The organism is Chromohalobacter israelensis DSM 3043 (genome assembly GCF_000055785.1).
Taxonomy (GTDB): Bacteria; Pseudomonadota; Gammaproteobacteria; order Pseudomonadales; family Halomonadaceae; genus Chromohalobacter; species Chromohalobacter israelensis.
In genome coordinates this window covers 2,727,060-2,752,045 of record NC_007963.1, presented here as the reverse complement: position 1 = coordinate 2,752,045, position 24,986 = coordinate 2,727,060, and the positions used below count along the sequence as shown (strand labels likewise).

Here is a 24,986-nt window from a genome sequence, read left to right as displayed (position 1 = left end):
GGGGGGCGCTGTCAAAGCCTCCCTGTACGCCTCCGCTTCGGCCTGTCCCCGGTGCCGTTTACCTGGTGATGTCGGCGCTTCCCGCTTATAGATTGCGAGCCTGCTCGCTGGCGTTCCCGATATAGGTGGCCGGGGTCAGTGCCTTGAGCTCGGTCTTGACGTCGTCGGGCAGTTCCAGAGTGTCGATGAAGGCCGCGAAGCCGGCCTGATCGACGCGCTTGCCACGCGTCAGCGTCTTGAGCTTCTCGTAGGGTTTCTCGATGCCGTAACGGCGCATCACGGTCTGGATCGGCTCGGCGAGGACTTCCCAGTTCTGGTCGAGGTCCTCGTCGAGACGTGCGGGATTGGCTTCCAGCTTGCCGATGCCCTTGAGGGTGGCCTGATAGGCGATCAAGCCGTACGCCAGACCCACGCCGAGGTTGCGCAGCACCGTGGAGTCGGTCAGATCGCGCTGCCAGCGGGAGATCGGCAGTTTCTGGGCGAGGTGACCGAGCAGCGCGTTGGAGAGGCCGAGATTGCCCTCGGAGTTCTCGAAATCGATGGGATTGACCTTGTGGGGCATGGTCGAGGAGCCGACTTCCCCCTCGACGGTCTTCTGCTTGAAGTAGCCCAGCGAAATGTAGCCCCACACGTCGCGGTCGAAGTCGATCAGGATGGTGTTGAAGCGCGCGATGGCGTCGAACAGTTCGGCGATGTAGTCGTGCGGCTCGATCTGCGTGGTGTAGGGGTTGAAGGTCAGCCCCAGGCCTTCGACGAAGATGCGCGCATTCTCGGCCCAGTCGATCTCGGGGTAGGTGGCCAGGTGGGCATTGTAGTTGCCTACCGCGCCGTTGATCTTGCCGAGGATTTCGGCTTGCTCGATCTGCTTGAGCTGGCGGCGCAGGCGGTATGCCACGTTGGCCATTTCCTTGCCCAGCGTGGTGGGGCTGGCGGTCTGGCCGTGGGTACGCGAGAGCATGGGCTGCTCGGCATGCTCGTGGGCCAGGCGCGTGATGGCGGTGACGATTTCGCGCAGCGTCGGCAGCAGCGTGTCGAGTCCGTCACGCAGCATCACGCCGTAGGACAGGTTGTTGATGTCCTCGCTGGTGCAGGCGAAGTGGATGAATTCGGTGATCGCGTGAAGCTCGTCGACCTCGGCGACCTTCTCCTTGAGGAAGTACTCCACCGCCTTGACGTCGTGATTGGTGGTGCGCTCGATGTCCTTGATGCGCTCGGCGTCGGCGACCGAGAACTCGCTCACCAGCTGGCTCAGGAAGTTGGTGGCCTGGGCCGAGAGCGGTGGCACCTCGACGATCCCCGGATGCGCGGCGAGACGCTCCAGCCAGCGCACCTCGACGGTGACGCGAGCCCGGATCAAGCCGTATTCGCTGAAATGTTCGCGCAAGGCGGCGGCTTTGGCGCCATAGCGGCCATCGACGGGGGACAGGGCGGTGAGGGCGGACAATTCCATGGGTGTCGTCTTCCTGATTGTGAATCGAATCGCGCGGCGCAGCGCTCAGTGGCCATCTAGAGCGGCCAGGGACTTCTTGATGCCCTGGCGTTGAAACAGCAGTTTCCAGCGGCGGCCACCCTGCTGGTGCCAGAGCAGGGCGAAGCGCACCCCGGTGAGCAGGGCGGCACGCACGCGCTCGGGCATCATGCGGCTTTGCAGCAGGCTGGGGTCGCCCTGCACGACGATGCGGTAGCGGAACGTGGACAAGGTGTCCTGGTACAGCTGACCGAGGCTGGCGATCACGTTCTCGTGAGTGTCGCCGAAATGCTCGGCCTGACCCTGGATGCGGGTCAGGCGCTCCCCCAGCGACGCCATCATGGCGTCGTCCTTGCGCAGCTTCTGCATCAGCAGGACCAGCGAAAACCCGTAGCGCATGACGGCGGGATCGCTGTGCTGGCGGTTCATCACGGCGCTGAGGGTATCGATGCCCAGGCGCAGGTTGTTGTGGTGGCCACCGTAGATGGTCGCGAAACTGTCGGGATTGGTATCCAGCGTGGCGCGAATCAGCGTGTTCCAGGCGCGTTCGTCGCATTGCCCGGTGCGCGCGAGTTGATCGACCACCGCGGCGGCCTGAAAGACACCGGCCAACGCCAGGGCCTGGCGTGTGACAGCGCTCTGCGGCGCGTTCTGAATCGGGGTCGGTGTCATGCGGCGCTATCTCCTCGAGGCTCGCTGTGGTTCCAGGTCGAACGGATGACGCCACCGCCCAGGCAGATGTCGCCGTCGTAGAGCACCAGGGACTGTCCCGGCGTGACCGCACGCTGGGGCTCGTCGAAACGCGCCTCGACGCCGCCGTCCTCGAGCACGCGGACGTGACAGGCGACGTCCTGCTGGCGGTAGCGGGTCTTCGCCTGGAGGCGCGCCTCCGGCGCCGGCGGTTGACCGGCGACCCATTCCACGGGCTCGGTGCTCAGGCTGTCGGTATACAAGAGCGGGTGATGCTTGCCCTGCACGGCGATCAGCACGTTGCGCTCGAGGTCCTTGGCCGCCACGTACCAGGGCGCATCGGGATGATTGGGCAGGCCGCCGATGCCCAGTCCCTGGCGCTGGCCGAGGGTGTAGTACATCAGCCCCATGTGCTCGCCGATGACCTCGCCCTCGGGCGTTTCGATGACGCCCGGTTGCGCGGGCAGGTATTGTTTCAGGAAGTCGCTGAAGCGCCGTTCACCGATGAAGCAGATGCCCGTGGAATCCTTCTTGCGCGCCGTGGTCAGGCCGTGGCGCTCGGCGATGGCGCGTACTTCGCTTTTCTCCATCTCGCCGACCGGGAACAGCGTGCGCGCGATGGCGACCTCCGGCACGGCGTGCAGGAAGTAGCTCTGGTCCTTGTTGGCATCGAGCCCCTTGAGCAGCCGGCAGTGACCGTCGCGCCAGCCCTGACGGACGTAATGGCCCGTGGCGATCTTCTCGGCACCGAGCATCTCGGCGTACTCGAGGAAGACTTTGAACTTGATCTCGCGGTTGCAGAGGATATCGGGATTGGGCGTGCGGCCGGCCTTGTACTCGGCGAGAAAATGCTCGAAGACGTTATCCCAGTACTCGGCGGCGAAGTTCGCCGTGTGCAACGTGATGCCCAGGGTGTCGCATACGGCCTGGGCGTCGGCAAGATCTTCCTTGGCGGTGCAGTATTCGGTGCCGTCGTCCTCGTCCCAGTTCTTCATGAACAGGCCTTCGACCGCATAGCCCTGCTCCAGCAGGGTCAGGGCGGTCACGGACGAATCGACGCCGCCCGACATGCCGACGATGACTTTGCACGCGGTGGTGGCCCCCGCGGCCCGGGATCCCGTGGCGTGAGACATGGTCACTCTCGAATGGGTGGAGGATGAATGGCTGTCAAAACGGCCATTATACCTGAAACCGGCTTCAGGCTTCGAGGTCGCGGCATCAGCGTTCGTGAATCACGTCGAGAGGAAACTGGCGTCCGGCCATGGCGTCGCGGATCCGCTTGAGCACCAGCGGGCTGCGCAGGCGATGCGAGCGTTCCAGGGCTTCGATCTCGTCGAGCGTCAGCCAGTGCGCGGCGACGATGCCGCTGTCCAGATCGTTGCCCAGATGGGCGAGGGGGATGCCGACGAAGGCATGACTGTGAAAGGTCAGGTCGTCGGGGGCGGTATAGACGTAAAGCCCCAGATAGCCGGTCAAGGTGATATGCCAGGCGGCCTCCTCGCGGGTTTCGCGTTCGGCGGCCTGGGTCAGACGCTCGCCGGGCTCGAGATGGCCGGCGGGCTGGTTGAACAGGCTGAAGGGCCCGCCCTTGTCTTCCTCGACCAGCAGGTAACGGCCCGCGCGCTCGATGACGCTGGCGACGGTGACATGGGGAGACCAGCGGCTCATCGGCGACTCCGGCGGCGCTTGTGGGAGGAAGCCGGCGCGGCCTGGGCGCGCGGCGCATGCAGGGTCTCGCGGCGCCATTCGCCAGGCGCCAGCCCGGCGAGGTGCCATGATCCGATGGCGACACGAATCAAGCGTAGCGTGGGGTGGCCGACATGCGCCGTCATGCGGCGAACCTGGCGATTGCGTCCCTCGCTCAGGGTGAGCTCGAGCCACGCGGTCGGCACGGCCTCGCGATGCCGCACGGGCGGGTGGCGTGGCGCGACATCGGGTGACTCGAGACGGCGTACCTTGGCCGGGCGGGTGGGGCCGTCACGCAGCGTCACGCCCTGGCGCAGGGCCTGCAATGCGGCGGGCTCCGGCTCGCCCTCGACCTGCACCCAGTAGGTCTTGGGCTGCTTGTGGCGCGGATGACTGATGCGATGCGCCAGTGCACCGTCTCCGGTGAGCAGCAGCAAGCCTTCCGAGTCGTAGTCGAGACGCCCGGCCGGGTAGATGTCGGGCACGTCGATGGCCTCGGCAAGCGTGGCGCGTCCCCGTGTATCGGTGAACTGCGAGAGCATTTGGTAAGGTTTATGCAGCAGGTACAGCGAACTCATTGGCGGTCTCGGGCCTGTCGACGGCGGCGCACATGGGGCAAAGCCTACTCCGCACCCGGGGCGCAATGCCATACTTGCGGGGTACCGGGGCGCGTGTTTTTTCGCGGCGCCCGCCTTGCATCCACGTGCGGCCGGCCGCACATTGAGAGAACCGGAGCGGCCGGTGGCGTTCACCCTGGTGGCCCTGCCCCGTCGAATCCGGCGCGCACTTACGGACATTTCCATCTATGTTTGAACCAGAACACCCATTCGTCTCCCCCATGTCTTACGCAGAGGTCATCCTGGGCATGACACGTCCGCCCGACGACGATCCCCACGAAGATCCGGAAGGCGACGTTTCGGTCCAGTCGGCGGATCCCGAGCTGGCTCAGCCGCCGATGTACAAGGTCGTGCTGCACAACGACGATTTCACTCCCATGGAGTTCGTCGTCGAGGTGCTGCAAAGCTTCTTCGCGATGGAGCGGGAAAAGGCCGTGCAGGTCATGCTCGTCGTGCATACGCACGGCAAGGCCACCTGCGGTATTTTCACCCGCGATATCGCGGAAACCAAATGTCACCAGGTCAACGAGTACGCACGCGAATGTCAGCACCCGCTGCTGTGCGATATCGATAAAACCGATTGATCACGGCACTGCTGCGTTGAAGTGTGGTCCAAGGTAGCACTTGCATAACCTCTGTTTGTGCTCGATTGTGAAAGTGCCGACAGACGCCATAGGCGGCCAAGAGGGGATTGCCATGTTGAGCAAAGAACTTGAACTCACCCTGAACACGGCCTTCACCGTGGCGCGTTCCAAGCGCCACGAGTTCATGACCGTGGAACATCTGCTGCTGGCGTTGTTGGACAATGCCTCCGCGGCCGATGTGTTGCGAGCCTGCGGCGCCAATCTCGAGAAGCTGCGCGCCGATCTTCAGGATTTCATCAATTCCACCACCCCCCTGATCCCCGATGAGCAGGAGGATCGCGAGACGCAGCCGACGCTGGGCTTCCAGCGCGTACTGCAGCGCGCGGTCTTCCACGTGCAGTCCTCGGGCAAGTCGGAGGTGACCGGCGCCAATGTCCTGGTCGCGATTTTCTCCGAACAGGAAAGCCAGGCCGTCTATTTCCTCAAGCAGCAGAACGTGGCGCGCGTCGATGCGGTGAACTATATCGCTCACGGCATCTCCAAGGTCGCCGGCCACGGCCAGTCGCCGTCCTCCCAGGAAAGCGAGGATGCCGAGGAAGGCGTGTCCGAAGGCGGCACCCATCCGTTGACGGGATATGCCACCAACCTCAACGAGCAGGCGCGCCTGGGCAAGATCGATCCGTTGATCGGGCGCGACCACGAGCTTGAGCGCGTCATCCAGATCCTGGCGCGTCGGCGCAAGAACAATCCGTTGCTGGTTGGCGAGGCCGGTGTCGGCAAGACCGCCATCGCCGAGGGCCTGGCCAAGCGTATCGTCGAGGAGGACGTTCCCGACGTGATCAGCGACGGTGTCGTCTATTCGCTCGACATGGGCACCCTGCTGGCCGGTACCAAGTATCGGGGCGACTTCGAGAAACGGCTCAAGGGCCTGCTCGCCGAATTGCGCAAGCAACCCAATGCGATCCTGTTCATCGACGAGATCCATACCGTGATCGGGGCCGGCGCAGCGTCGGGTGGCGTCATGGACGCCTCCAACCTGCTCAAGCCGCTGCTGTCGTCCGGCGAGCTGCGCTGCATCGGCTCGACGACCTTCCAGGAGTTCCGCGGCATCTTCGAGAAGGATCGCGCGCTGGCACGTCGTTTCCAGAAGGTCGATGTGCCCGAGCCGACCGTGGACGACACCATTCGCATCCTCAAGGGCCTGCGTGGGCGCTTCGAGGAGCATCATGCGCTCAAGTACACCGACACGGCACTGGAAAGCGCGGCGCGGCTGGCGGACCGTTACATCAACGACCGCTACCTGCCCGACAAGGCCATTGACGTGATCGACGAGGCCGGTGCGCATCAGCGCCTGCTGCCGCCCGAGATGCGCGTCTCCACCATCGACGTGGATCAGGTCGAGGCGGTGGTGGCATCGATCGCCCGGATTCCGCCGAAGAGCGTGTCCAGTTCGGATCGCAAGCTGCTGTCCAACCTCGAGCGCGACCTCAAGATGCTGGTGTTCGGGCAGGACGAGGCGATCACCAGCCTGGCGGCGGCAATCAAGCTGTCGCGCGCCGGCCTGAAGTCGCCGGACAAGCCGGTGGGCAGCTTCCTGTTCTCGGGACCGACCGGTGTCGGCAAGACCGAAGTGGCCCGCCAGCTGTCGCAGCTGATGGGCATCGAGCTGGTGCGCTTCGACATGTCCGAGTACATGGAACGCCACACCGTCTCGCGTCTGATCGGTGCGCCCCCGGGGTACGTCGGATACGACCAGGGCGGGCTGCTGACCGAGGCGATCAACAAGCAGCCGCATTGCGTGCTGCTGCTCGACGAGATCGAGAAGGCGCACCCCGAGGTCTTCAACCTGCTGCTGCAGGTCATGGACCATGGCCGCCTGACGGACAACAACGGGCGCGAGGCCGATTTCCGGCATGTCATCGTGATCATGACGTCGAATGCCGGTGCCGAGCAGATCGCACGGCGCTCCATCGGCTTCCAGACGCAGGATCACTCCTCGGATGCCATGGAAGTGCTGCGCAAGACCTTCTCGCCCGAGTTCCGCAACCGCCTGGACGGCATCATCCAGTTCCACGGTCTGTCTCCCTCGGTGGTGCGCAACGTGGTCGACAAGTTCCTGGTCGAACTGCAGGCGCAACTCGACGAGAAGCGGGTGCAGCTGGACGTCGACGAGACGGCGCGCGCGTGGCTGGCCGAAGAGGGGTACGATCCGGAAATGGGGGCACGCCCGATGGGACGTGTCATTCAGGAAAAGCTCAAGAAGCCGCTGGCCGAGATGATTCTGTTCGGCGATCTCGCCGAGCACGGTGGCGTGGTACACGTCACGGTCGAGGAGGGCGAGCTGCATCTGGAAACGGAGGCAGCCGTGGCCTGACGGTCTCTCGCCACCGCTTCAAGGCATCACGCTTCACGCCCTGTCATTGTCATGATGACGGGGCGTTTTTCGTGGCCTTGGCGATCGGGCAAACACCGTGTCTGCCTGGCAGGTGCTCAGCGAGCGCGGTAGACGATACGGCCCTTGGACAGATCGTAGGGGGTCAGCTCGACCTTGACCTTGTCGCCGGTCAGGATGCGGATGTAGTTCTTGCGCATCTTGCCGGAAATGTGGGCCGTCACGACGTGGCCGTTTTCCAGCTCGACTCGGAACATGGTGTTGGGAAGGGTATCGACCACGACACCTTCCATTTCAATATGGTCTTCACGTGCCATATTAGGCGTTTCCTCGTATTGCGTTGAAGGCTTCTTCGAAAGTGCGTCACGGAATGCGCCGCATCGACGACGCTGGATACCGGCCGCAACCGGTATCGGTCTTGAAGATAGCCCGATATTCTGCCGCATGCCGCGAGTTAAGGCAAAAAACCCGTGCACGAATTGCCGGTCGGAGCGCTGGCGATCACTCGACGAGAGGGATCTGACGCCGCCAGTGGCGGCCGTCGAGATACTCCAGCGGCTCGAAATCCTGCTTGTAGCTCATCTTGCGGCACTGACGGATCCAGTACCCCAGGTACACGTGGGGGCGGCCGAGCCGGCGGGCCAGCTCGATCTGATGGAGAATCGCGTACGTGCCCAGCGAGCGCCGCTCGAAGGCCGGTGAAGGGTCGAAGAAGGTGTAGATCGCCGAGACGCCGTGGCTGAGCAGGTCCGTTGCCGCGACGCCGAGCAATTGTCCCTGCAGGCGAAACTCGATCAGCCGGGCGTAGGGATGATCGAGGGTCAGGAAGGTACGGTACTGCTCGTGACTGGGCGGATACATGTCGCCGTCGGCATGGCGGGTGCGGATGTAGCGGGCATACAGGGCATAATGCTCTTCATAAAAGGCCGCCGGCAGCATGCGGGTTTCCAGGTCGACGTTACGCGAGATCAGCTTGCGCTGCGTGCGCTTGGGCGTGAAGTCCTCCACCGGAATGCGTACCGAGATGCAGGCCCGGCAGCCCTCGCAATGGGGACGATAGAGATGCCGCCCGCTGCGCCGAAACCCGAGCAGCGCCAGGGCATCGTACACGCCCTGGCCAGGCTGTTCCTGGGGGTCCAGGAACAGCGTGGTCGCCTCGCGGTCGGGCAGGTAGCTGCAGCCATGCGGGACCGTGAGGAAAAAGCGCAGGTCTCGCGTGAGCTGGGACGGTGTGTTGCTGCTCATGTCGACTCTCTACTCATGTCGCCCCGACGCATGTCGGCGCCCGGTCCATGGCGGCTCGCGCCGGTGCATCCGTCAGCGGAGGGAGCGGCGGGCCACAACGATGATGAAACGGGCGCAGATACATACTGGTCAAGATAGTCGATGAACGTCGTGCGAGCGATGCAGCGCGCCCCGAGGCTTGCCAGGTGCGGGGTGTGAACCTGGCAGTCGATCAGGCGGCCGCCGTGGGCGGCCAGATGACGCGCCAGATGCACGAGTGCCACCTTCGAGGCATCGGCGACCCGACTGAACATCGACTCACCGAAGAAAACGCCGCCCAGGGCGATGCCGTAAAGTCCGCCGACCAGCTCGCCGTCCCGCCACACCTCGACCGAATGCGCATCGCCCTCGATGTGCAGGCGGTAGTAGGCAGCGTGCATGGCGGGCGTGATCCAGGTTCCTTCCGCGGCAGCGCGGGTAGTCGCACAGGCCGTGATGACGGCCTCGAAGGCATGGTCGAAGGTGACCGTGAAGCCGGCGTTGCGCAGACGCTTGGCGAGGCTGCGGCGAACGTGGATCTCCTCGGGAAACAGCACCAGGCGCGGATCGGGACTCCACCACAGAATGGGCTCACCGGGCGCGAACCACGGGAAGATGCCGTGACGATACGCACAGCGCAGCCATGCCGGCGTGAGATCGCCGCCGGCGGCGAGCAGGCCGTCCGGTTCGCGCAGGGCATGTTCGACGGCGGGGAATGCGACCCGATGGGCAGGTAGCCAAGGCAACATGGAGGTAGGCTCCAGCACTGACGTCAGGGGGTTCGCATCAGCGTACGTCAGGTGGGCTGTCGATAACCACCCGCTTCGCCTCCCGGCCGCGTGGCGTCGCTTCCCGGCGACAGCAGAGGACGACGTTTGCCCCTGTGACGCAGCGCACGGGGTGGGTATGATGGCACTCCTGATCGTCCTGGCGCCTTCCGGTGATCGAGGCGGCAAACGCTTGCGGGAGCACGCCAGGGACGACCACCGATCATGAGATGCGAGCCGACCTCGTGCGGATGCGACAGGGACTGCTCGCATCGGGCGGCGTTGGTAACACCGGTATCGCCATACGTGGCGCAAGGGGGATGGCCACTTGAGTGTCAACGAAAAACGCAATGAACGCCGACAAGCGGCGTCGCAGGCCAAGGAGCAGGCACGTCGGGTCGTGATGCACCTGCAGGGTGTGACGCGCGAAGGTGCCGCCATCGTGCTGCTGGCGGTCTGTGTCTTTCTCCTGCTGTCGCTGTTCAGCTATGCATCGAGCGATCCGGGGTGGTCGCACAGCGGTCCGGACCAGTCGATTGCCAACTGGATGGGGCCTGTCGGTGCGTGGCTGGCCGACGTGCTGTATTCGCTGTTCGGCGCCAGCGCGCTGTGGTGGCCGGGCATGTTCGGCTTCGCGGCCTGGCGGATGCTGCGCGCGCGGGAAGTGAGCATCGCCTGGGACCCGACCGCACTGTCGGTCAGAACCAGCGGTCTGGTGCTGCTGTTGCTGAGCACCACGACCCTTGGCGCCTTGCATTTCTATCACCCCGACAGCGAACTGCCCTACGCGGCGGGCGGCATTCTGGGCGAAGGGCTGGTCGGTGCCCTGCAGCCCCTGCTCAACATGCAGGGCACCACCCTGGTCGCGTTGGTCGCTTTCATGTGCGGGTTCACCCTGTTCACCGGCATGACCTGGCTGGCGGTGATGGACGAGCTGGGGCGCGGCATGTACCGCTTGCTGGGCTGGGGTGTTTCCAAGTGGTCGGGAGGCCGTGAACGACGCGCCGAGCGCCGGGCGGCTTCCGAGGGCGACGACGCAGCCGAGGCGTACCATGAGCCCCGGCTGGCCGATGGCGCGGACGTGTCGGACACCGACGATGAGGCGCGCGACGAAGAAGAGGTCGATCCGCATACGCCCTGGTGGCAGCGCTGGTGGCCGTCGCGTCGCGCGCCCCAGCTCGGCGGCGATTCACCGGAACCGGCCTATGCCTCGGCGCAGGCCCGGCGCGTGGAGCCGTCCTTCGATGCCCGCGAGGCAGCCGCGCCTGCCGCCTCGGCATGGCGCAACGACGGCAAGACCGATATCCCCTGGGACGTGCCCGAGCACACGCCTTCCGCCAAGCGCCCTGAAGCCGCCTATTCCGCGCAACAGAGTGCTGACGACGCACGCGATGGCGAGCCGGTCCACGCCAGGACCGCCGCGTCGACGCGTCAGTCGTCCACGGCCGATGCCGCTCACGGCCCTGCTGCCGAGAAGCAGGAAGCAGGCGAGGACGGCGAAGCGCCCCGTGCAGCCGAGACATCTCCTCGGACGCCATCCGGTACGGATACCGATGCCGAGACCCCGATGCGGGCCGATGTCACGCGGCGTCGCATTCCCGAGCCGATTCCGGAGCCGCTCACTGCCGACGACGATGACGATGTGCCGCTCGGCGATTGGGGCATCCAGGCCCGTCGCGACGACGATGACGACGGAACGGCGTCCTTTGCCCCGCCGCCTCCCGAGGCCGACGACATCCCGCCGGCGGCCTCCGAGGATGCCGCGTCGCCGGCACCCGTGCCCGAGACGCCTTCGGCAGCGCCGCGCCCTCGCATCAGCTGGGACGACGAAGCCCCGCAAGCGCACTCATCGGCACCGGCCTCGGCGCCCCCCGAGCCCGAGGTGTCGGATGCGCCTTCGGCGGATGCGTCACGGTCGGCGCCGCGTGGTCGGGTGGAAAGCGCGCCCGGGGAAACGCCCGAGGCGCGCGCCGCCGAGCCGTCGGCGAGCGAGCCGGAAGGCGATGACGAGGCCCCGGCGCTGTGGACGGTGGAGCATCTGCAGAATCAGCGTCCCGAGACCGTGCCGTCGACCGAGCCCGAAGGGGCGTTGCCCACCTTGCGGCTATTGACGCCGACCGGTGAGCAAAAACCCAACTATACCGACGAGCAGCTGGCGGACATGGCCGAGCTGCTGGAAACGCGGCTGCGTGAGTACGGCGTCAAGGCCGAGGTCGTCGATACCTGGCCGGGCCCGGTCATCACCCGCTTTGAGATCAAGCCCGCCGCCGGGGTCAAGGTCTCCAAGATCAGCAACCTGTCGAAGGACCTGGCGCGTTCGCTGATGGTCAAGAGCGTGCGCGTGGTGGAGATCATTCCCGGGCGCCCCACGGTGGGGATCGAAATTCCCAACCCCAACCGTGCCATGATCCGGCTGCGGGAAGTGCTCGATTCGGATGTCTATCAGCAGGCCGAGTCGCCGCTCACCATGGGGCTGGGCCAGGACATCGGCGGCAATCCGGTGGTCGCCAACCTCAACAAGATGCCGCACCTGCTGGTGGCTGGTACCACGGGGTCGGGCAAGTCGGTGGGCGTCAATGCCATGCTCATCTCGATGCTCCTCAAGGCGACGCCGGACGAGGTACGCATGATCATGGTCGACCCGAAGATGCTGGAGCTGTCGGTCTACGACGGCATTCCGCATCTGCTGGCGCCGGTGGTCACCGACATGAAGGAAGCCGCCAACGCATTGCGCTGGTGCGTGGCCGAGATGGAGCGGCGCTACAAGCTGATGGCGGCGATGGGCGTGCGCAACCTGGCCGGCTTCAACGCCAAGCTCGACGAGGCCGAACGGCATGGCGCCCAGGTCGCCGACCCGTTGTGGGAGCCTCAACCCTGGGAAATGCACGAGCAGCCGCCGGTGCTCGAGAAGCTGCCGTACATCGTGGTGGTGATCGACGAATTCGCCGACATGTTCATGATCGTGGGCAAGAAGGTGGAAGAGTTGATCGCCCGCCTGGCCCAGAAGGCGCGCGCGGCGGGAATTCACTTGATTCTCGCGACGCAGCGCCCCTCGGTGGACGTGGTGACCGGCCTGATCAAGGCCAACATTCCCACGCGCATGGCTTTCCAGGTGTCCTCCAAGGTGGACTCTCGCACCATCCTCGACCAGGGCGGTGCCGAGAACCTGCTGGGGCATGGCGACATGCTCTATCTCCCGGCCGGGGCCGGCATGCCCACGCGTGTCCACGGGGCCTTCGTCGACGATGATGAAGTCCATCGCATCGTCGAGGACTGGAAGCGTCGCGGCGAGCCCGAGTATGTCGATGAAATTCTCTCCGGCGGGGTGTCCGCCGATGCCTTGACGGGGCTCGAGGCGGAAGGCGGCGACGGCGACGATCCCGAGCAGGACGCGCTCTACGACGAGGCCGTGCAATTCGTCACCGAGTCGCGCCGTGCCTCGATTTCCGCCGTGCAGCGCCGTTTCAAGATCGGCTACAACCGTGCTGCGCGTCTGGTCGAGGCCATGGAAGCCGCCGGCGTCGTGACCTCGATGGGAACCAACGGGGCACGCGAAGTGCTGGCGCCGCCGCCCGTGGATCGCTGACGCCGGTCTGCAATCGGTGGGCGGCCGAAAGGCGCAAGGGAAAGGTGCAAAGAGTGTGAACGCCATGACGGAACGGCAACTTTCGGCCCGGCGTGGCGTCCCACGAGTGATACGCAAAGTCGGCGAGCGAGGCGCGGTCAGTTTCGGGCAACGCCTGGCGAGCAACGCAGATGATGAAACGAGGAGTGGGCATGAGAGCATTCAAGTGGGCGCTGGCGATCGGCGCGACGCTCGCGTTGCCATTGACGGCGCAGGCGCAGACGGGTGGCGCGGAGCGTTTGGCGGCACTGCTGGAGTCGGTCACCTCCTACTCGGCGGATTTCGATCAGCAGATCCTCGATGGCGGTGGCCAGCGCCTGCAGGAAGCCGAGGGTCACATGTGGCTCTCGCGGCCGGGCAAGTTCCACTGGGAAGTCGAGGCGCCGTACCGGCAAGTGGTGGTCTCCGATGGTGACAAGGTCTACCTCTACGACCCCGATCTGGAACAGGTGAGCGTGCGGCCGCTGGATACGCGGGTCACGCACACGCCGGCACTGCTGTTATCGGGAAGCGCCGACGCCTTGACGGAAAACTACGCCGTGGAAAGTCGCCAGGGCGATGACGAGGAAACCTTCACGCTGACGCCGAAATCGCCGGATACGCTGTTCGAAAGCCTGCAGTTGACGTTCGAGAACGAGCGTCTGGAAGGCCTGCAGATGGAGGACAGCACCGGCCAGCGTACCGCCATCGCGTTCGACGACATCGAGGTCAACGGCGATATCGACGCCTCGCGTTTCACCTTCGAGATTCCCGAAGGGGCGGACGTCATCCGCGAGGGAGGCTGAGGCAAGCGGCCTGCCCGGCGCCTCGAGGAGCTCGATCACGAGCTCCGGGCCGGGCATCGTCTGGCCAGTACAGCCTCTGGCCAGTTCATCGTGTCGAAACCGTTTTCGAGAAGCATCCAGGGAGGCCGACATGCATGTCATCGTTGATCTATGCGTGGTACCGCTGGGCGTGGGCGTCTCGGTGGGTGAGCACGTCGCGGCTTGTCAGCGCGTCATCGAGGCGTCGAACCTCGAGTACCGCATGCATGCATATGGAACCAACATCGAAGGGCCCTGGGATGACGTCATGGCGGTCGTCAAGGCGTGCCACCAACGGGTCCACGAGATGGGCGCTCCGCGCATCACCACCACACTGAAGATGGGCACGCGGACCGATCGCGAACAGCACATGGACGACAAGGTGGCCAGCGTGGCGCGCCGGTTGGGCGACGCCTGATCGCTGACCCGGCGACGCGTGCTATGTCAGCGACGCCGCCGTCGGCGCCGGCGGCGTGAGCCAGGCACTGCTCATGTCGAGCAGATGGGCCGTCAAGGCATCCAGGGTGTCGCCGCCGTGCCGCCAGTGGTGCCAGTAAAGGGGCACGTCGATGTGACTGTCCGGATCGAGGTCCACCAGGCGGCCTTCCTCCAGCTCGCGCGCCACCTGGCGCTCGGGAATCAGGCCATAGCCCATGCCGGCCAGGGCAAGATGCACGAAGCCTTCCGAGGAAGGGCAAAGGTGGTGGGGAAAGGATTCCTTGTAGCCGCGCATCTCCAGGTAGCGATGCTGGAGGCGGTCGTCGGGGCCGAACACGATGGCCGGCGCCTGGCGCAAGGCATCGTGCGTCAAGCCGTCATGGAAATGACGTGAGACGTAGCTGGGGCTGGCGATGGCACGGTAGCGCATGCTGCCCAGGGCATGCGCGCGGGCGCCTTGCACGGGGCGCGGTGTGGCGCAGATGCAGCCGGCCACCTCGCCGTCGCGCATGCGCTTGAGCGCCACGTCCTGATCCTCGACGATCAAGTCCAGCAGCACCCCTTGGCGACGGCAGAACTCGCCGGTCGTCGGCGACCACCACGTGGCCAGGCTATCGGCGTTGATGGCCAGACGCAGCCGCTGTTCGCGCTCGCCGAGGGCAGGGATCTGATCGAGCAAGTCATGTTCGAGCAAGCGTACCTGCTGAACGTGGTTGAGCAGCCGGCGCCCCAGGGGCGTCGGGGCGAGCTTGGGCGTGCGTACCAGCACCGGTTGCCCCAGGCGAGCTTCGAGCAATTTGATGCGCTGCGAGACGGCCGACTGAGTGAGCCCCAGGTAATACGCGCCGCGTTCGAATCCCCCCTGATCGACCACGACGGCCAGTGCTTCGAGAAGTTTGTAGTCGAGCATCAGTAAACGTTATCACCCATTCCTTGAATTAATTTACCTTATTGCTGTAGTCAAGCGTATTCTGCGCCACTTATCAACGTATCCCGGCTGAAAGGGAGAAACGGATATGTGGAGCTCTTGGTTCAATGGCCTGTTTGTCGGTGCGGGATTGATCATTGCCATCGGGGCGCAGAATGCCTTCGTGCTGCAGCGCGGGCTCAGGAATGAACACCCCTGGTGGGTGGCAACCGTCTGTGCACTTTGCGATCTCGGGCTGATCGGACTGGGCGTGCTGGGACTCGGCGCCTTGCTGGCCACGCATGCGGGGCTGATGCAGGTGGCCCGCTGGGCGGGCGTCGCCTTCTTGTGCTGGCAGGCATGGCAAGCCTGGCAACGCGTGCGTCACCCGGCGGCCTTGCAGGCCGGTGGCGAGGCGTCGCCTCGTCTCTGGCGCGTGTTGTCGGCCACGCTGGCGGTGACGTTGCTCAACCCGCATGTGTACCTGGACACGGTGATCATGCTCGGCGCCATCGGTGCGCAGCAGACAGCGCCGATGGCGTTCGTCGTCGGCGCGTCGATGGCCTCGGTGGGGTGGTTCTTCGGCCTCGTGGGTGGCGCCGGCTGGCTGGCGCCTCGCCTGGCCGAGCCGCGTTATTGGCAGGCCATAGAAGGTGTGATCTGCGGAATCTTGCTGCTGGTGGCGTGGCAACTGGCGACGACGCCCCTGGGGGCGGCATGAGTGACGCCGTCTTGGTCGGTGGCGACATTGCCGCGAGGAATTTCGGAATCAAACGAACGCTTGACTTGGTGCCGGCCGAGGCTTAATTTCAAACGCATGTTTGATGTCCCGCGGGCCACCCGCCCGTAATGCTCAGGAGCTTCAGAGATGCCCAGTTATCAGGCGCCGCTACGCGATTTCCGCTTCGCGATGGACGAGGTCCTCGACTATCCCCGGCACTATGCGGGGCTTCCCCAGGCCGACGATGTCACGCCGGACGTCGTGAGTGCGATCCTGGAGGAAGGCGCGCGCTTCACGCGTGATGTGCTGCTGCCGCTCAACCAGGTGGGCGATACGCATGGCTGTCGCCTCGAAGGTGATCAGGTAGTGACGCCGCCGGGCTTCAAGGAGGCGTATGCCCAGTACGTCGAAGGCGGCTGGCCGAGCCTGTCGGGGGATCCGGCGCATGAGGGGCAGGGGTTGCCGACATCGCTGGGCATGGTGTTGTCCGAGATGGTGTGCTCCACCAATCTGGCCTGGGGCATGTATCCGGGGCTTTCCCAGGGGGCAGCGGATGCCTTGCGCCATCATGGCAGCGAAGCCCAGAAGGCGCAGTACCTGGCCAAGCTGAATGCGGGCACCTGGACGGGCACCATGTGCCTCACCGAGCCTCAATGCGGGACCGATCTGGGGTTGATCAAGACGCGCGCCCAGCCCGATGGGGAAGAAGGTTATCGGATCACCGGCACCAAGATCTTCATCTCCGCGGGCGAGCACGATCTGGCCGAGAACATCGTGCACCTGGTACTGGCGAAATTGCCCGATGCCCCGGAGGGCACCAAGGGCATCTCTCTCTTCGTGGTGCCCAAGTACCTGCCCGATGCCGAAGGGGGCATCGGTGAGCGCAATGCGGTGAGTTGCGGCTCGCTGGAGCACAAGATGGGCATCCATGGCAACGCCACCTGTGTCATGAATTTCGACGGTGCCCGGGGCTTTCTCGTCGGCGAACCTCACAAGGGGTTGGCCTGCATGTTCACGATGATGAACGTGGCCCGTATCGGCGTGGGCATCCAGGGGCTGGGGTTGATGGAGATCAGTTTCCAGAATGCCTTGGCCTATGCCCGTGAGCGCCTGCAGATGCGGGCGCTGTCCGGGACACAGAATACCGACAAGCCCGCCGATCCGATCATTGCGCATCCCGATGTACGGCGCATGCTGCTGACCCAGAAGGCCCTGGCCGAAGGGGGACGCATGATGGTGCTGTATGCCGCGCAACTGGCGGATACCGTCGAATGCTCGGCATCTGACAGCGAACGGGAATCGGCGGAAACGCTGCTCGGGTTGCTGACGCCCATCGTCAAGGCCTTCCTCACGGAGGTGGGCTTCGAGGCCACCAATGAGGGCGTACAGGTCTTCGGGGGGCATGGCTACATTCGTGAATGGGGCATGGAGCAGTACGTGCGCGATGCCCGCATCACGCGGCTGTATGAAGGCACCACGGGTATCCAGGCTCTCGACCTGCTCGGTCGCAAGGTGCTGATGAGCCAGGGAGAGGCCTTGAAGCCCTTCACCAAGCAGATTCACAAGTTCTGCAAGGCCCATGAAGCGAACGATGCCATGGCGGAGTTCGTCACGCCCCTGGCCAAGCTCAACGCCGAGTGGGGCGATCTGACCATGGCGGTGGGCATGAAGGCCATGCAGGATCGCGAGGAAGTCGGTGCCGCGAGTGTCGATTACCTGATGTACGCGGGATATGTGACCCTGGCATTCTTCTGGGCTCGCGCGGCACAGGCGGCGCATGATGCCTTGGCCGGCAATCCCGATGATGCGGCGTTCTATCGCGCCAAGCTCGATACCGCCCGTTTCTACTACCAGCGCCTCTTGCCGCGTACCCGTGCGCACGCCGAGATGATCCGTGCCGGTGGCGACACCCTGATGGCGATGTCGGCCGAGGATTTCGGGCGCGGCTTCGCCATCTGATCGTCGAACCGGGCGCGCAACGCCTCGCATGAATGGGCGGTTCGTTTCGAGCCGCCCATTCGCTCATGCCGCACCACGGGGCGTTTGTGCAAGTCACCCCCGACAGGCAGAATGGGAGGCTGGTTTCGTCAAGGATGCGAACGCCCCATGTCCCCCGGATACGACCCCGGTTCCCAGAACCTCCCTCTCAACTTGATGCTGACCCTGGCGTCCCTGGTGATCATCGTGGGAGGCATGCGCGCCGGTGCCGATCTGCTGATTCCCATTCTGTTGTCGCTCTTCATTGCCGTCATCTGCACATCGCCGGTGCACTGGCTGCATGAGCGCGGCCTTGGCATGCGCCTGTCCGTGCTGGTCACGCTACTGATCCTCGGCGTGCTGGTGACCTTGCTGGGGGCATTGCTCGGCAACAGCTTCGCGACCTTCATGGAAGCCCTCCCGAAGCTGCAGGAGCAACTGCAGGAACACTATCTGGCGGTGCTGCGCTGGCTGGCGGGGCAGGGCATTTCCATCGACCCGCAGGGTATCTCTCGCCTGTTCGATACGTCCAGTGCGACCGACTGGGTACCTGTCTTTCTGGGCAGCGTGGGCAACCTGCTGTCGCAAAGCGTGGTCATCATGCTGCTGGTGATCTTCATGCTGTTCGAGACGCTGGACTTCCGCAACAAGGTGTCGCGCGCCCTGCTCAATCCGGCGCCGAGTCTCAAGCGTTTCACCGAGTTCAGTCGCAACCTGAAACGCTACCTGGCCATCAAGACGGTGATCAGTCTGGTGACCGGGGTGCTGGTGTGGGGCTCGTGCCTGTTGATCGGCGTCGATTTCGCATTGCTGTGGGGCACCCTGGCATTCTGCCTCAACTACATTCCCAACATCGGCTCGGCCCTGGCGGCCGTTCCCGCCGTGCTGTTGACCCTGGCGATGCCCGAAGGGGGCCTGTTCAAGGCAATGGTGCTGGCGGGGGCTTACCTTGCCATCAACTTCTTCATGGGCAATATCATCGAGCCGCGCGTCATGGGACGCACGATGGGGCTTTCCACATTGGTGGCGTTTCTGTCGCTGGTGGTCTGGGGATGGATCTTCGGGCCGGTGGGAATGTTGCTGTCGGTGCCGCTGACCATGACGCTCAAGATCGCGCTGGACAGCCACCCGGAGACACGCTGGCTGGCGAGGCTACTGAGTCCCTCCGAGCGTGCGCGTCGCAAGCGTGGATTGATGACACCGGAGCGCTGAAACGACATCGCCCCGCATGGGAGCGGGGCGATGAAAGTTCTGCGCAGCCTGTCGTTCAGGGGGCTGCTCGATCAGGTGTTCTGGTCGATGAACTGCGTCAGTTGGGACTTCGACTGAGCGCCGACCAGCGAGGCGACCTTGGCACCGGACTTGAACAGCATCACGGTGGGGACACCGCGCACACCTTGTTCGGCGGCGATTTCGGGAGCATCGTCGACGTTGACGCTGACGACCTTGAGGCCACCGGCTTTCTCGTCGGCGACTTCATCGACCACCGGAGCCATCATCTTGCAGGGGCCGCACCACGGTGCCCAGAACTTGAGCAGCACCGGCTGTTCCGCGTTGATGACTTCCTGCTCGAAGTTGGCGGAGGTGACATCGACATTGTTAGCCATTACGAATCTCTCCAGTATTCCGTTGCGCTTTTGCGAGCGTAGATGAGGCGATGGTAGCCGTTGACCATGGCCCTGGCAAATGCCCCATCGGTATGGCGACAATAGGTCGAGCCTATCATGTGAGGGCCTTTCCGCGCACCACCGAGGGGCGTTCTTGCCAGGCCGTCGTGCCTCTTCTACTCTCGCACCATATGCTTTAAAGTAATCACAAATCTGAATTTTATGCCATAAAAGATTGTCGTTCGGGAGACGTCGCTCATGAAGCTCCAGCAGTTGCGTTATATCTGGGAAGTGGCGCGGCACAACCTCAACGTTTCCGCCACAGCGCAGAGCTTGTTCACCTCGCAACCGGGCATTTCTAAACAGATACGCTTGCTGGAAGACGAACTGGGCGTGGAAATCTTCGCGCGTAGCGGCAAGCATCTGACCCGTGTGACGCCCGCAGGCGAGGCCATCATCGAACTGGCCGGCAAGGTGTTGCGCACCGTCGACAACATCAAGCACGTCTCCCAGGAACACAGCGACGAACGGCGCGGCAGTCTCTCGATCGCCACCACACACACCCAGGCGCGCTACGCGCTGCCACCGGTCATCCACGAGTTCCGCCAGAAATACCCCGACGTCGCCCTGCACATGCAGCAGGGCACGCCCAAGCAGATCGCGCAGATGGTCAGCGAAGGCCAGGCCGACTTTGCAATCTGCACCGAGTCCCTGGAGTTGTTCACCGACCTGGTGCTGTTGCCTTGCTATCGCTGGAACCGGTGCGTGCTGGTGCCGCGAGATCATCCCCTGGCGGAGGTCGAGGCACTGACCCTCGAAACGCTGGCCGAGCATCCGCTGGTGACCTATCTATTCGGCTTCACCGGCCGCTCGCAGCTCGATGATGCCTTCAAGGCGCATGACCTCACCCCCAATGTGGTGCTGACCGCCGCCGACGCCGACGTGATCAAGACCTATGTACGGTTGGGGCTGGGCGTGGGGATCGTGGCGCACATGGCGGTCGATCCGGTGGTCGATCGCGACCTGGTGGCGCTGGACGCCAGCCACCTGTTCGCCAGTTCGACGACCAAGATCGGCATTCGCCGCGGTACCTTCATGCGCGGTTTCATGTTCGATTTCGTCAAGCGTTTCGCGCCGCACCTCGACCGGGATAGCGTCGAAGCTGCGCTGGCGGCGGGGCCGCGTCACGAGCAGGGATTGTTCGAGGGCGTGGAATTGCCGGTACGCTGACGAGCCGATACCCCGGCGCGTTGCTCGTGATCGACGCAACGCGCTAGGCACGTCAAGGTATGGGATGCCGCAACCTGCTCAGTGCTGCAGGTGCAGGCCGCACTCACGCTTGTCTTCCACCTTGGTGGGATCGAAGTAGTCGAAGTTGTTGGGCAGGTCGTGCTTCTGCAGATACTGGTACATGTCCTTGGCAGTCCAGTGCAGTACCGGGGCGACCTTGATCAGCCCATCCTGATTGATCGATACCGGCTGCATCTGGGCGCGTTCCGCGGTGTCCTCGGCGCGCAGCGCGGTGAGCCAGACGCGTGGCGCGGTTTCACGCAGGGCACGCTGGAACGGTTCGAGCTTCACCTCTTCGGTAAAGGCCGCATGACGCGGGTCGTCGATGGCGGGAAATGCCCCCTCGACGGCTTCCCGGTGCGCGCGCGAGCGGCGTGGATGATAGATCGTCAAGTTGAGGTTCAGGCGGCGGCTGACCTCGTCAGCGAAGCGGTACGTCGCCTCGGTGTTGTAGCCGGAATCCATCCACACCACGGGGGTGTCGGGATTGACCTGGGTGATCATGTGCAGGATCACCGCTTCGAAGGGACGGAAGTTGGTCGTGCAGATGACCTTGCCCTCGAGAGAGAGCGCCCAGCGCACCAGCGCCTCCGGGTCGTGACCGAGGTCGCGGTTGATGGCATCGATATCGAGCGACATGATGAACTCCTGTGAACGTGGCGCGAAGTCGACCGACTTCGACGAATGGCCATACCCTAGCAAAGCGGCCCGGCGACTCCCCAATATCGATTGGTTCGAAGCTTATATACCAATAACGAAGGCGTCGGGAGGGTGTTTAGAATCTTTCTGCATGAGAAGCGCTATCTTCCCAGCGGGCGGATCGCGGTGAGCGGTGTGACGCGCGGCGGCTCGTCCGCCGGCCATTCGATATGGGCATCGATGGCGTAGACCTCGCGCAGGCGAGCATGGGTCAAGACCTCGCCCGGCGTACCGCTGGCAGCGACACGGCCGTTGGCCAGCATCCACATGCGTTGAGCGAAGCGTGCCGCCAGGCTGAGGTCATGCAGTGCCACGACGACGATGGCCTGGCGCTCGTGGGCGAAACGCGCCAGCCAATCGAGCACTTGCAGTTGATGATGCAGGTCCAGGGCACTGGTCGGCTCGTCGAGCATCAACAGCGCGGGTTCGCGGATCGCGGCCTGCGCGATGGCGACGCGTTGCCGCTGGCCGCCGGAGAGGCGTCCCAGTTCCCGTTCGGCCAGGGGCTCCAGTTCCAGGGCGACGAGCGTGTCACGGACCTGCTCCAGGGCCTGTTCCAGCGGCTCGCGGATCCGGGTGCGACGTGCCAGGAGCACCACGTCGAAGACGCTGAGCACGGCGCGTGAACTCAATTCCTGAGGCATGTAGTAAAGGTGCTCGGCGCGTTTTTCGAACGGCAGGGCCATCAAGTCGTGGTCATTCAGCCGCAGCGAGCCGGTTGCCCGCTCGATGCCGGCAATGGCCTTGAGCAGGGTCGATTTTCCCGCCCCGTTGGGGCCGATCAAGGCCGTGATCTCGCCGGCGCGGGCCGTCAGGCCGGCAATGCCCTCGAGGACCGGCGTGCCGCCCAGGCGACACTCGAGACGTTCGACATCCAGGGTCATCCCCACACCTCCCGCCGGCTGCGCAGGATCAGCGAGACGAAAAACGGCAGGCCGATGAGTGCCGTCAGGATGCCGATCGGCAGCAGGATGCCGGGAACCAGCGTCTTCGACAAGATCGAGGTCAGCGACATGATCAGCGCCCCGCTCAACGCCGACACGGGCAGGAAGACACGCTGGTCCTCGCCGACCAGCAGCCGCGCGATGTGCGGCCCCACCAGACCGACGAAGCCGACGGTGCCGACGAAGGCGACGGCCATGGCGGCCAGCAGCGAGCAGCACAGCAGCATGCGCAGTCGCAAGCGTGCCACATCGATGCCCATGGCCTTGGCATGCATGTCGCCCAGGCGCAGGGCGGTGAGGCGCCATCCGGCGTGGAGAAAGATCGGCAGGGTCACCAACAGCGCCGCGGCGATCAGGCCGACCTTGTCCCAGCTGGCCTTGCCGAGACTGCCCAGCGACCAGAACACCAGCTGCTGCAGTGCCTCGGCGGAGGCGACGTATTGCATCAGTCCGAGCATGGCATTGAAGAAGAACATGACGGCGATACCCATCAGCACCAGGGTTTGCACGCTGACGCCGCGCAAGCGGCTGATGCCCCAGATGAACAGGGAGGCGCCGAGTGCCATGAGAAAGGCATTGCCGGTGACCCACAAGGGCTGGGCGAGGGGGATAACGCTCACGCCCAGCGTGATGGCCAGTGCCGCGCCGACGCTGGCCGCCGAAGAAATTCCGAGGGTGAAGGGGTCGGCCAGGGGGTTGTTGAGGATGGTCTGCATCTCGGCCCCGGCCGATGCCAGGCTCACGCCGACGAGGACGGCCATCAGGGCCACCGGCAGGCGAATGTTCCAGACGATCACGCGCAAGGTCTGCGACACGTCGCCGGGGGCGACGAGTGCGGCGAGGATGTCTTGAAGCGGGTATTGGCCGGGGCCGGTGGCGATGTCGGCCAGGCACATGCCCAGCGTCAACACGGCGAGTCCGGCGATGAGACGCCGCTGGTGGCGGCGACGCGCTCGGTAGCGCGTGACGCTGTCGGCATTGGCGGTGGCGGGCGATGCATGTGTCATGGCGTCGGCGTATAGCGATGTATGGGCGCCCTCAGGATACGCGATTCCCCCGGAGCATGCGGTGTCAGTCGCCGGTCAAGGCGTCCATCAGACGTGTGATCTTGGCCAGGGTCTCCTGATATTCGGCTTCCTCGTCGGAATCCGCGACCAGGCCGCCGCCGCCCCAGAGATGCAGGTGGCCGGCATCGGCCACGGCGGTACGGATCGCGATGGAGGTGTCCATGTGGCCCCGAACGTCCACGTAGCCGATGCTGCCGCAGTACACGCTGCGTCGACTGGGCTCGAGCGCGTCAATGAGCTGCATGGCGCGAACCTTGGGCGCACCGGTGATCGACCCGCCCGGAAAGGCCGCGCCCAGCAAGTCCAGGGCGTGCTGATCGGCGGTCAGTTCGCCGGTGATGACACTGACCAGATGGTGCACGTTGGCGTAGCTTTCGAGACCGCACAGTTGCGGCACACGCACGCTTCCCGGTCGACATACCCGTCCCAGATCGTTGCGCAACAGGTCGACGATCATGACGTTCTCGGCGGTGTCCTTGAGACTGTGGCGCAGTTCATGCGCGTACTGGCGGTCCTGCCAGGGCGTCTGCCCGCGCGGGCGCGTGCCCTTGATGGGGCGGGCTTCCACCTGCGTGCCTTCGACCCGCAGAAAGCGCTCCGGCGATAGCGACAGGATGCCCTGATCGCCCCAGGCCAGGTAGGCGCCGTACGGTGTCGGCGTGGCGGCACGGAGGCGCCGATAGGCTTGCCAGAGATCGCCGCGATAGGCGGCGCTGAAACGCTGGGCAAGATTGATCTGGTAGCAGTCGCCGCTGCGAATGTAATGCTGCACGGCGCGGAAGCGCTCGCCGTATGCCTGGCGGTTCCATTCGCTCCGAAAGGCCGAGAGCAGCGTGAATGGCGCCGCTGGCGGCGGCGTGTCCTGCAGCCATGCCAGGACCTGCGCGCGCCTTTCCGGCGTGGCCACGAGCCAGGCATGCCGTGCCTGATGATCGTGAACGATCGCCCAGTCGTAGAGGCCGACCCGACTATGAGGGAGCGTCACCGCTTCGCGGGCGGTGTCCGGCAAGGATTCCAGGTGGCGGCCGAAGTCATAGCTCCAATAACCGATCAGGCCGCCGAGAAACGGCAGCTCGCTTGCCAGGGCGGGCTCGGGCAGTCGCTCCAGCAGTGCACGCTGAGCATCCAGCGGGGCGTCGGGCAGGTCCTTGACGTTGCTGATCGCCCGCCCGTGACGATCGATCTCGAGCCAGGCGACGGGATCGCTGCTGATGATATCGTAACGTCCGCCGGGGGCCGCCGGAAAACCGCTGTCCAGAAGCACGGCATGGGGGCGCTGGCGCAGTCGCTCGAAGCGTGTCAGCGGATCGGCATGATAGGGCAGAGGAGTCTGTTCGAGTGTTGGCGTCATGCACTGGCTTCCTTTCGCGAGCGGCTTATTCTAACAGCCTGTAAGGCGTGATCGGTCGCCGCGAGAGCAACGGATTTCGAGCCGAACTCA

23 protein-coding genes are annotated in these 24,986 nt (G+C 64.7%); 9 read left to right on the top strand and 14 right to left on the bottom strand.

Annotation, left to right across the window (positions count from 1 at the left end; genetic code table 11):
• Positions 1 to 85 precede the first annotated feature (85 nt).
• From purB to CSAL_RS12390, 5 genes are all read right to left on the bottom strand, one after another.
• Positions 86 to 1,450 (bottom strand): adenylosuccinate lyase, encoded by a 1,365-nt coding sequence (gene purB, locus CSAL_RS12410; RefSeq protein ID WP_011507739.1) that lies wholly within the window; start codon positions 1,448 to 1,450, stop codon positions 86 to 88.
• A gap of 45 nt (positions 1,451 to 1,495) precedes the next feature.
• Complete coding sequence (hflD, locus tag CSAL_RS12405; protein WP_011507738.1) at positions 1,496 to 2,140, bottom strand: high frequency lysogenization protein HflD; 645 nt, start codon at positions 2,138 to 2,140, stop codon at positions 1,496 to 1,498.
• Positions 2,137 to 3,291, bottom strand: coding sequence for a tRNA 2-thiouridine(34) synthase MnmA (mnmA, locus tag CSAL_RS12400; RefSeq protein ID WP_011507737.1), 1,155 nt, complete (start codon positions 3,289 to 3,291; stop codon positions 2,137 to 2,139). The genes hflD and mnmA overlap by 4 nt, the downstream gene beginning before the upstream one ends.
• Positions 3,292 to 3,376: 85 nt before the next feature.
• A complete protein-coding gene (locus CSAL_RS12395) occupies positions 3,377 to 3,826 on the bottom strand; it encodes an NUDIX hydrolase (RefSeq protein ID WP_011507736.1) in 450 nt (149 codons plus the stop codon).
• Positions 3,823 to 4,422 (bottom strand): pseudouridine synthase, encoded by a 600-nt coding sequence (locus tag CSAL_RS12390; RefSeq protein ID WP_043558524.1) that lies wholly within the window; start codon positions 4,420 to 4,422, stop codon positions 3,823 to 3,825. The genes CSAL_RS12395 and CSAL_RS12390 overlap by 4 nt, the downstream gene beginning before the upstream one ends.
• Before the next feature lie 227 nt (positions 4,423 to 4,649).
• Between CSAL_RS12390 and clpS the strand changes: the two genes are divergently transcribed.
• Both clpS and clpA read left to right on the top strand, forming a co-directional pair.
• On the top strand, positions 4,650 to 5,045 hold the full coding sequence (clpS, locus tag CSAL_RS12385; protein ID WP_011507734.1) for an ATP-dependent Clp protease adapter ClpS: 396 nt from the start codon (positions 4,650 to 4,652) through the stop codon (positions 5,043 to 5,045).
• Between the two features lie 112 nt (positions 5,046 to 5,157).
• Positions 5,158 to 7,419 (top strand): ATP-dependent Clp protease ATP-binding subunit ClpA, encoded by a 2,262-nt coding sequence (gene clpA / locus CSAL_RS12380; protein ID WP_011507733.1) that lies wholly within the window; start codon positions 5,158 to 5,160, stop codon positions 7,417 to 7,419.
• Positions 7,420 to 7,535: 116 nt separating this feature from the next.
• Here clpA and infA read toward each other — a convergent pair whose 3' ends face one another.
• The 3 genes from infA to aat all read right to left on the bottom strand — a co-directional run bounded on the left by infA (position 7,536) and on the right by aat (position 9,449).
• Complete coding sequence (gene infA, locus CSAL_RS12375; RefSeq protein ID WP_011507732.1) at positions 7,536 to 7,754, bottom strand: translation initiation factor IF-1; 219 nt, start codon at positions 7,752 to 7,754, stop codon at positions 7,536 to 7,538.
• A 184-nt stretch (positions 7,755 to 7,938) separates the two neighbouring features.
• The gene (locus CSAL_RS12370) at positions 7,939 to 8,682 is read right to left on the bottom strand and encodes an arginyltransferase (RefSeq protein WP_011507731.1); all 744 of its coding nucleotides are present in this window, start codon (positions 8,680 to 8,682) and stop codon (positions 7,939 to 7,941) included.
• The gene (gene aat, locus CSAL_RS12365) at positions 8,679 to 9,449 is read right to left on the bottom strand and encodes a leucyl/phenylalanyl-tRNA--protein transferase (RefSeq protein ID WP_011507730.1); all 771 of its coding nucleotides are present in this window, start codon (positions 9,447 to 9,449) and stop codon (positions 8,679 to 8,681) included. Before aat ends, CSAL_RS12370 begins: the two co-directional genes overlap by 4 nt.
• A gap of 346 nt (positions 9,450 to 9,795) precedes the next feature.
• Between aat and CSAL_RS12360 the strand changes: the two genes are divergently transcribed.
• The 3 genes from CSAL_RS12360 (at position 9,796) to CSAL_RS12350 (ending at position 14,313) form a co-directional block, all read left to right on the top strand.
• Positions 9,796 to 13,053 (top strand): DNA translocase FtsK, encoded by a 3,258-nt coding sequence (locus CSAL_RS12360; protein ID WP_011507729.1) that lies wholly within the window; start codon positions 9,796 to 9,798, stop codon positions 13,051 to 13,053.
• A gap of 191 nt (positions 13,054 to 13,244) precedes the next feature.
• Positions 13,245 to 13,877, top strand: a complete 633-nt coding sequence (lolA, locus tag CSAL_RS12355; RefSeq protein WP_011507728.1) for an outer membrane lipoprotein periplasmic chaperone LolA — start codon at positions 13,245 to 13,247, stop codon at positions 13,875 to 13,877.
• Between the two features lie 130 nt (positions 13,878 to 14,007).
• Positions 14,008 to 14,313: an MTH1187 family thiamine-binding protein gene (locus tag CSAL_RS12350; protein WP_011507727.1), complete on the top strand. Its 306-nt coding sequence runs from the start codon at positions 14,008 to 14,010 to the stop codon at positions 14,311 to 14,313.
• A gap of 21 nt (positions 14,314 to 14,334) precedes the next feature.
• Here CSAL_RS12350 and CSAL_RS12345 read toward each other — a convergent pair whose 3' ends face one another.
• Positions 14,335 to 15,243, bottom strand: a complete 909-nt coding sequence (locus CSAL_RS12345) for a LysR family transcriptional regulator ArgP (RefSeq protein WP_011507726.1) — start codon at positions 15,241 to 15,243, stop codon at positions 14,335 to 14,337.
• 106 nt (positions 15,244 to 15,349) lie between these two features.
• Here CSAL_RS12345 and CSAL_RS12340 point away from each other — a divergent pair, with 106 nt between their 5' ends.
• The 3 genes from CSAL_RS12340 (at position 15,350) to CSAL_RS12330 (ending at position 19,150) form a co-directional block, all read left to right on the top strand.
• Entirely contained in the window at positions 15,350 to 15,961 is a 612-nt protein-coding gene (locus CSAL_RS12340) for a LysE/ArgO family amino acid transporter (RefSeq protein WP_011507725.1), read from the top strand.
• A gap of 147 nt (positions 15,962 to 16,108) precedes the next feature.
• On the top strand, positions 16,109 to 17,920 hold the full coding sequence (locus CSAL_RS12335) for an acyl-CoA dehydrogenase C-terminal domain-containing protein (protein ID WP_011507724.1): 1,812 nt from the start codon (positions 16,109 to 16,111) through the stop codon (positions 17,918 to 17,920).
• A 147-nt stretch (positions 17,921 to 18,067) separates the two neighbouring features.
• The gene (locus CSAL_RS12330; RefSeq protein ID WP_011507723.1) at positions 18,068 to 19,150 is read left to right on the top strand and encodes an AI-2E family transporter; all 1,083 of its coding nucleotides are present in this window, start codon (positions 18,068 to 18,070) and stop codon (positions 19,148 to 19,150) included.
• Positions 19,151 to 19,221: 71 nt separating this feature from the next.
• Here the strand turns inward: CSAL_RS12330 and trxA are convergent, their stop codons facing one another.
• Positions 19,222 to 19,545, bottom strand: coding sequence for a thioredoxin (trxA, locus tag CSAL_RS12325; RefSeq protein ID WP_011507722.1), 324 nt, complete (start codon positions 19,543 to 19,545; stop codon positions 19,222 to 19,224).
• Between the two features lie 258 nt (positions 19,546 to 19,803).
• Here trxA and cysB point away from each other — a divergent pair, with 258 nt between their 5' ends.
• The gene (cysB, locus tag CSAL_RS12320; RefSeq protein ID WP_011507721.1) at positions 19,804 to 20,775 is read left to right on the top strand and encodes an HTH-type transcriptional regulator CysB; all 972 of its coding nucleotides are present in this window, start codon (positions 19,804 to 19,806) and stop codon (positions 20,773 to 20,775) included.
• Positions 20,776 to 20,853: 78 nt separating this feature from the next.
• On the opposite strand, the gene CSAL_RS12315 is transcribed toward cysB, so the two are convergent.
• From CSAL_RS12315 to pabB, 4 genes are all read right to left on the bottom strand, one after another.
• A complete protein-coding gene (locus tag CSAL_RS12315; protein ID WP_011507720.1) occupies positions 20,854 to 21,474 on the bottom strand; it encodes a phosphoadenosine phosphosulfate reductase domain-containing protein in 621 nt (206 codons plus the stop codon).
• A gap of 161 nt (positions 21,475 to 21,635) precedes the next feature.
• Positions 21,636 to 22,418: an ABC transporter ATP-binding protein gene (locus tag CSAL_RS12310; RefSeq protein ID WP_011507719.1), complete on the bottom strand. Its 783-nt coding sequence runs from the start codon at positions 22,416 to 22,418 to the stop codon at positions 21,636 to 21,638.
• Positions 22,415 to 23,485 (bottom strand): FecCD family ABC transporter permease, encoded by a 1,071-nt coding sequence (locus CSAL_RS12305; RefSeq protein WP_011507718.1) that lies wholly within the window; start codon positions 23,483 to 23,485, stop codon positions 22,415 to 22,417. The genes CSAL_RS12310 and CSAL_RS12305 overlap by 4 nt, the downstream gene beginning before the upstream one ends.
• 64 nt (positions 23,486 to 23,549) lie before the next feature.
• Entirely contained in the window at positions 23,550 to 24,896 is a 1,347-nt protein-coding gene (gene pabB, locus CSAL_RS12300; RefSeq protein WP_011507717.1) for an aminodeoxychorismate synthase component I, read from the bottom strand.
• Positions 24,897 to 24,986 lie beyond the last annotated feature (90 nt).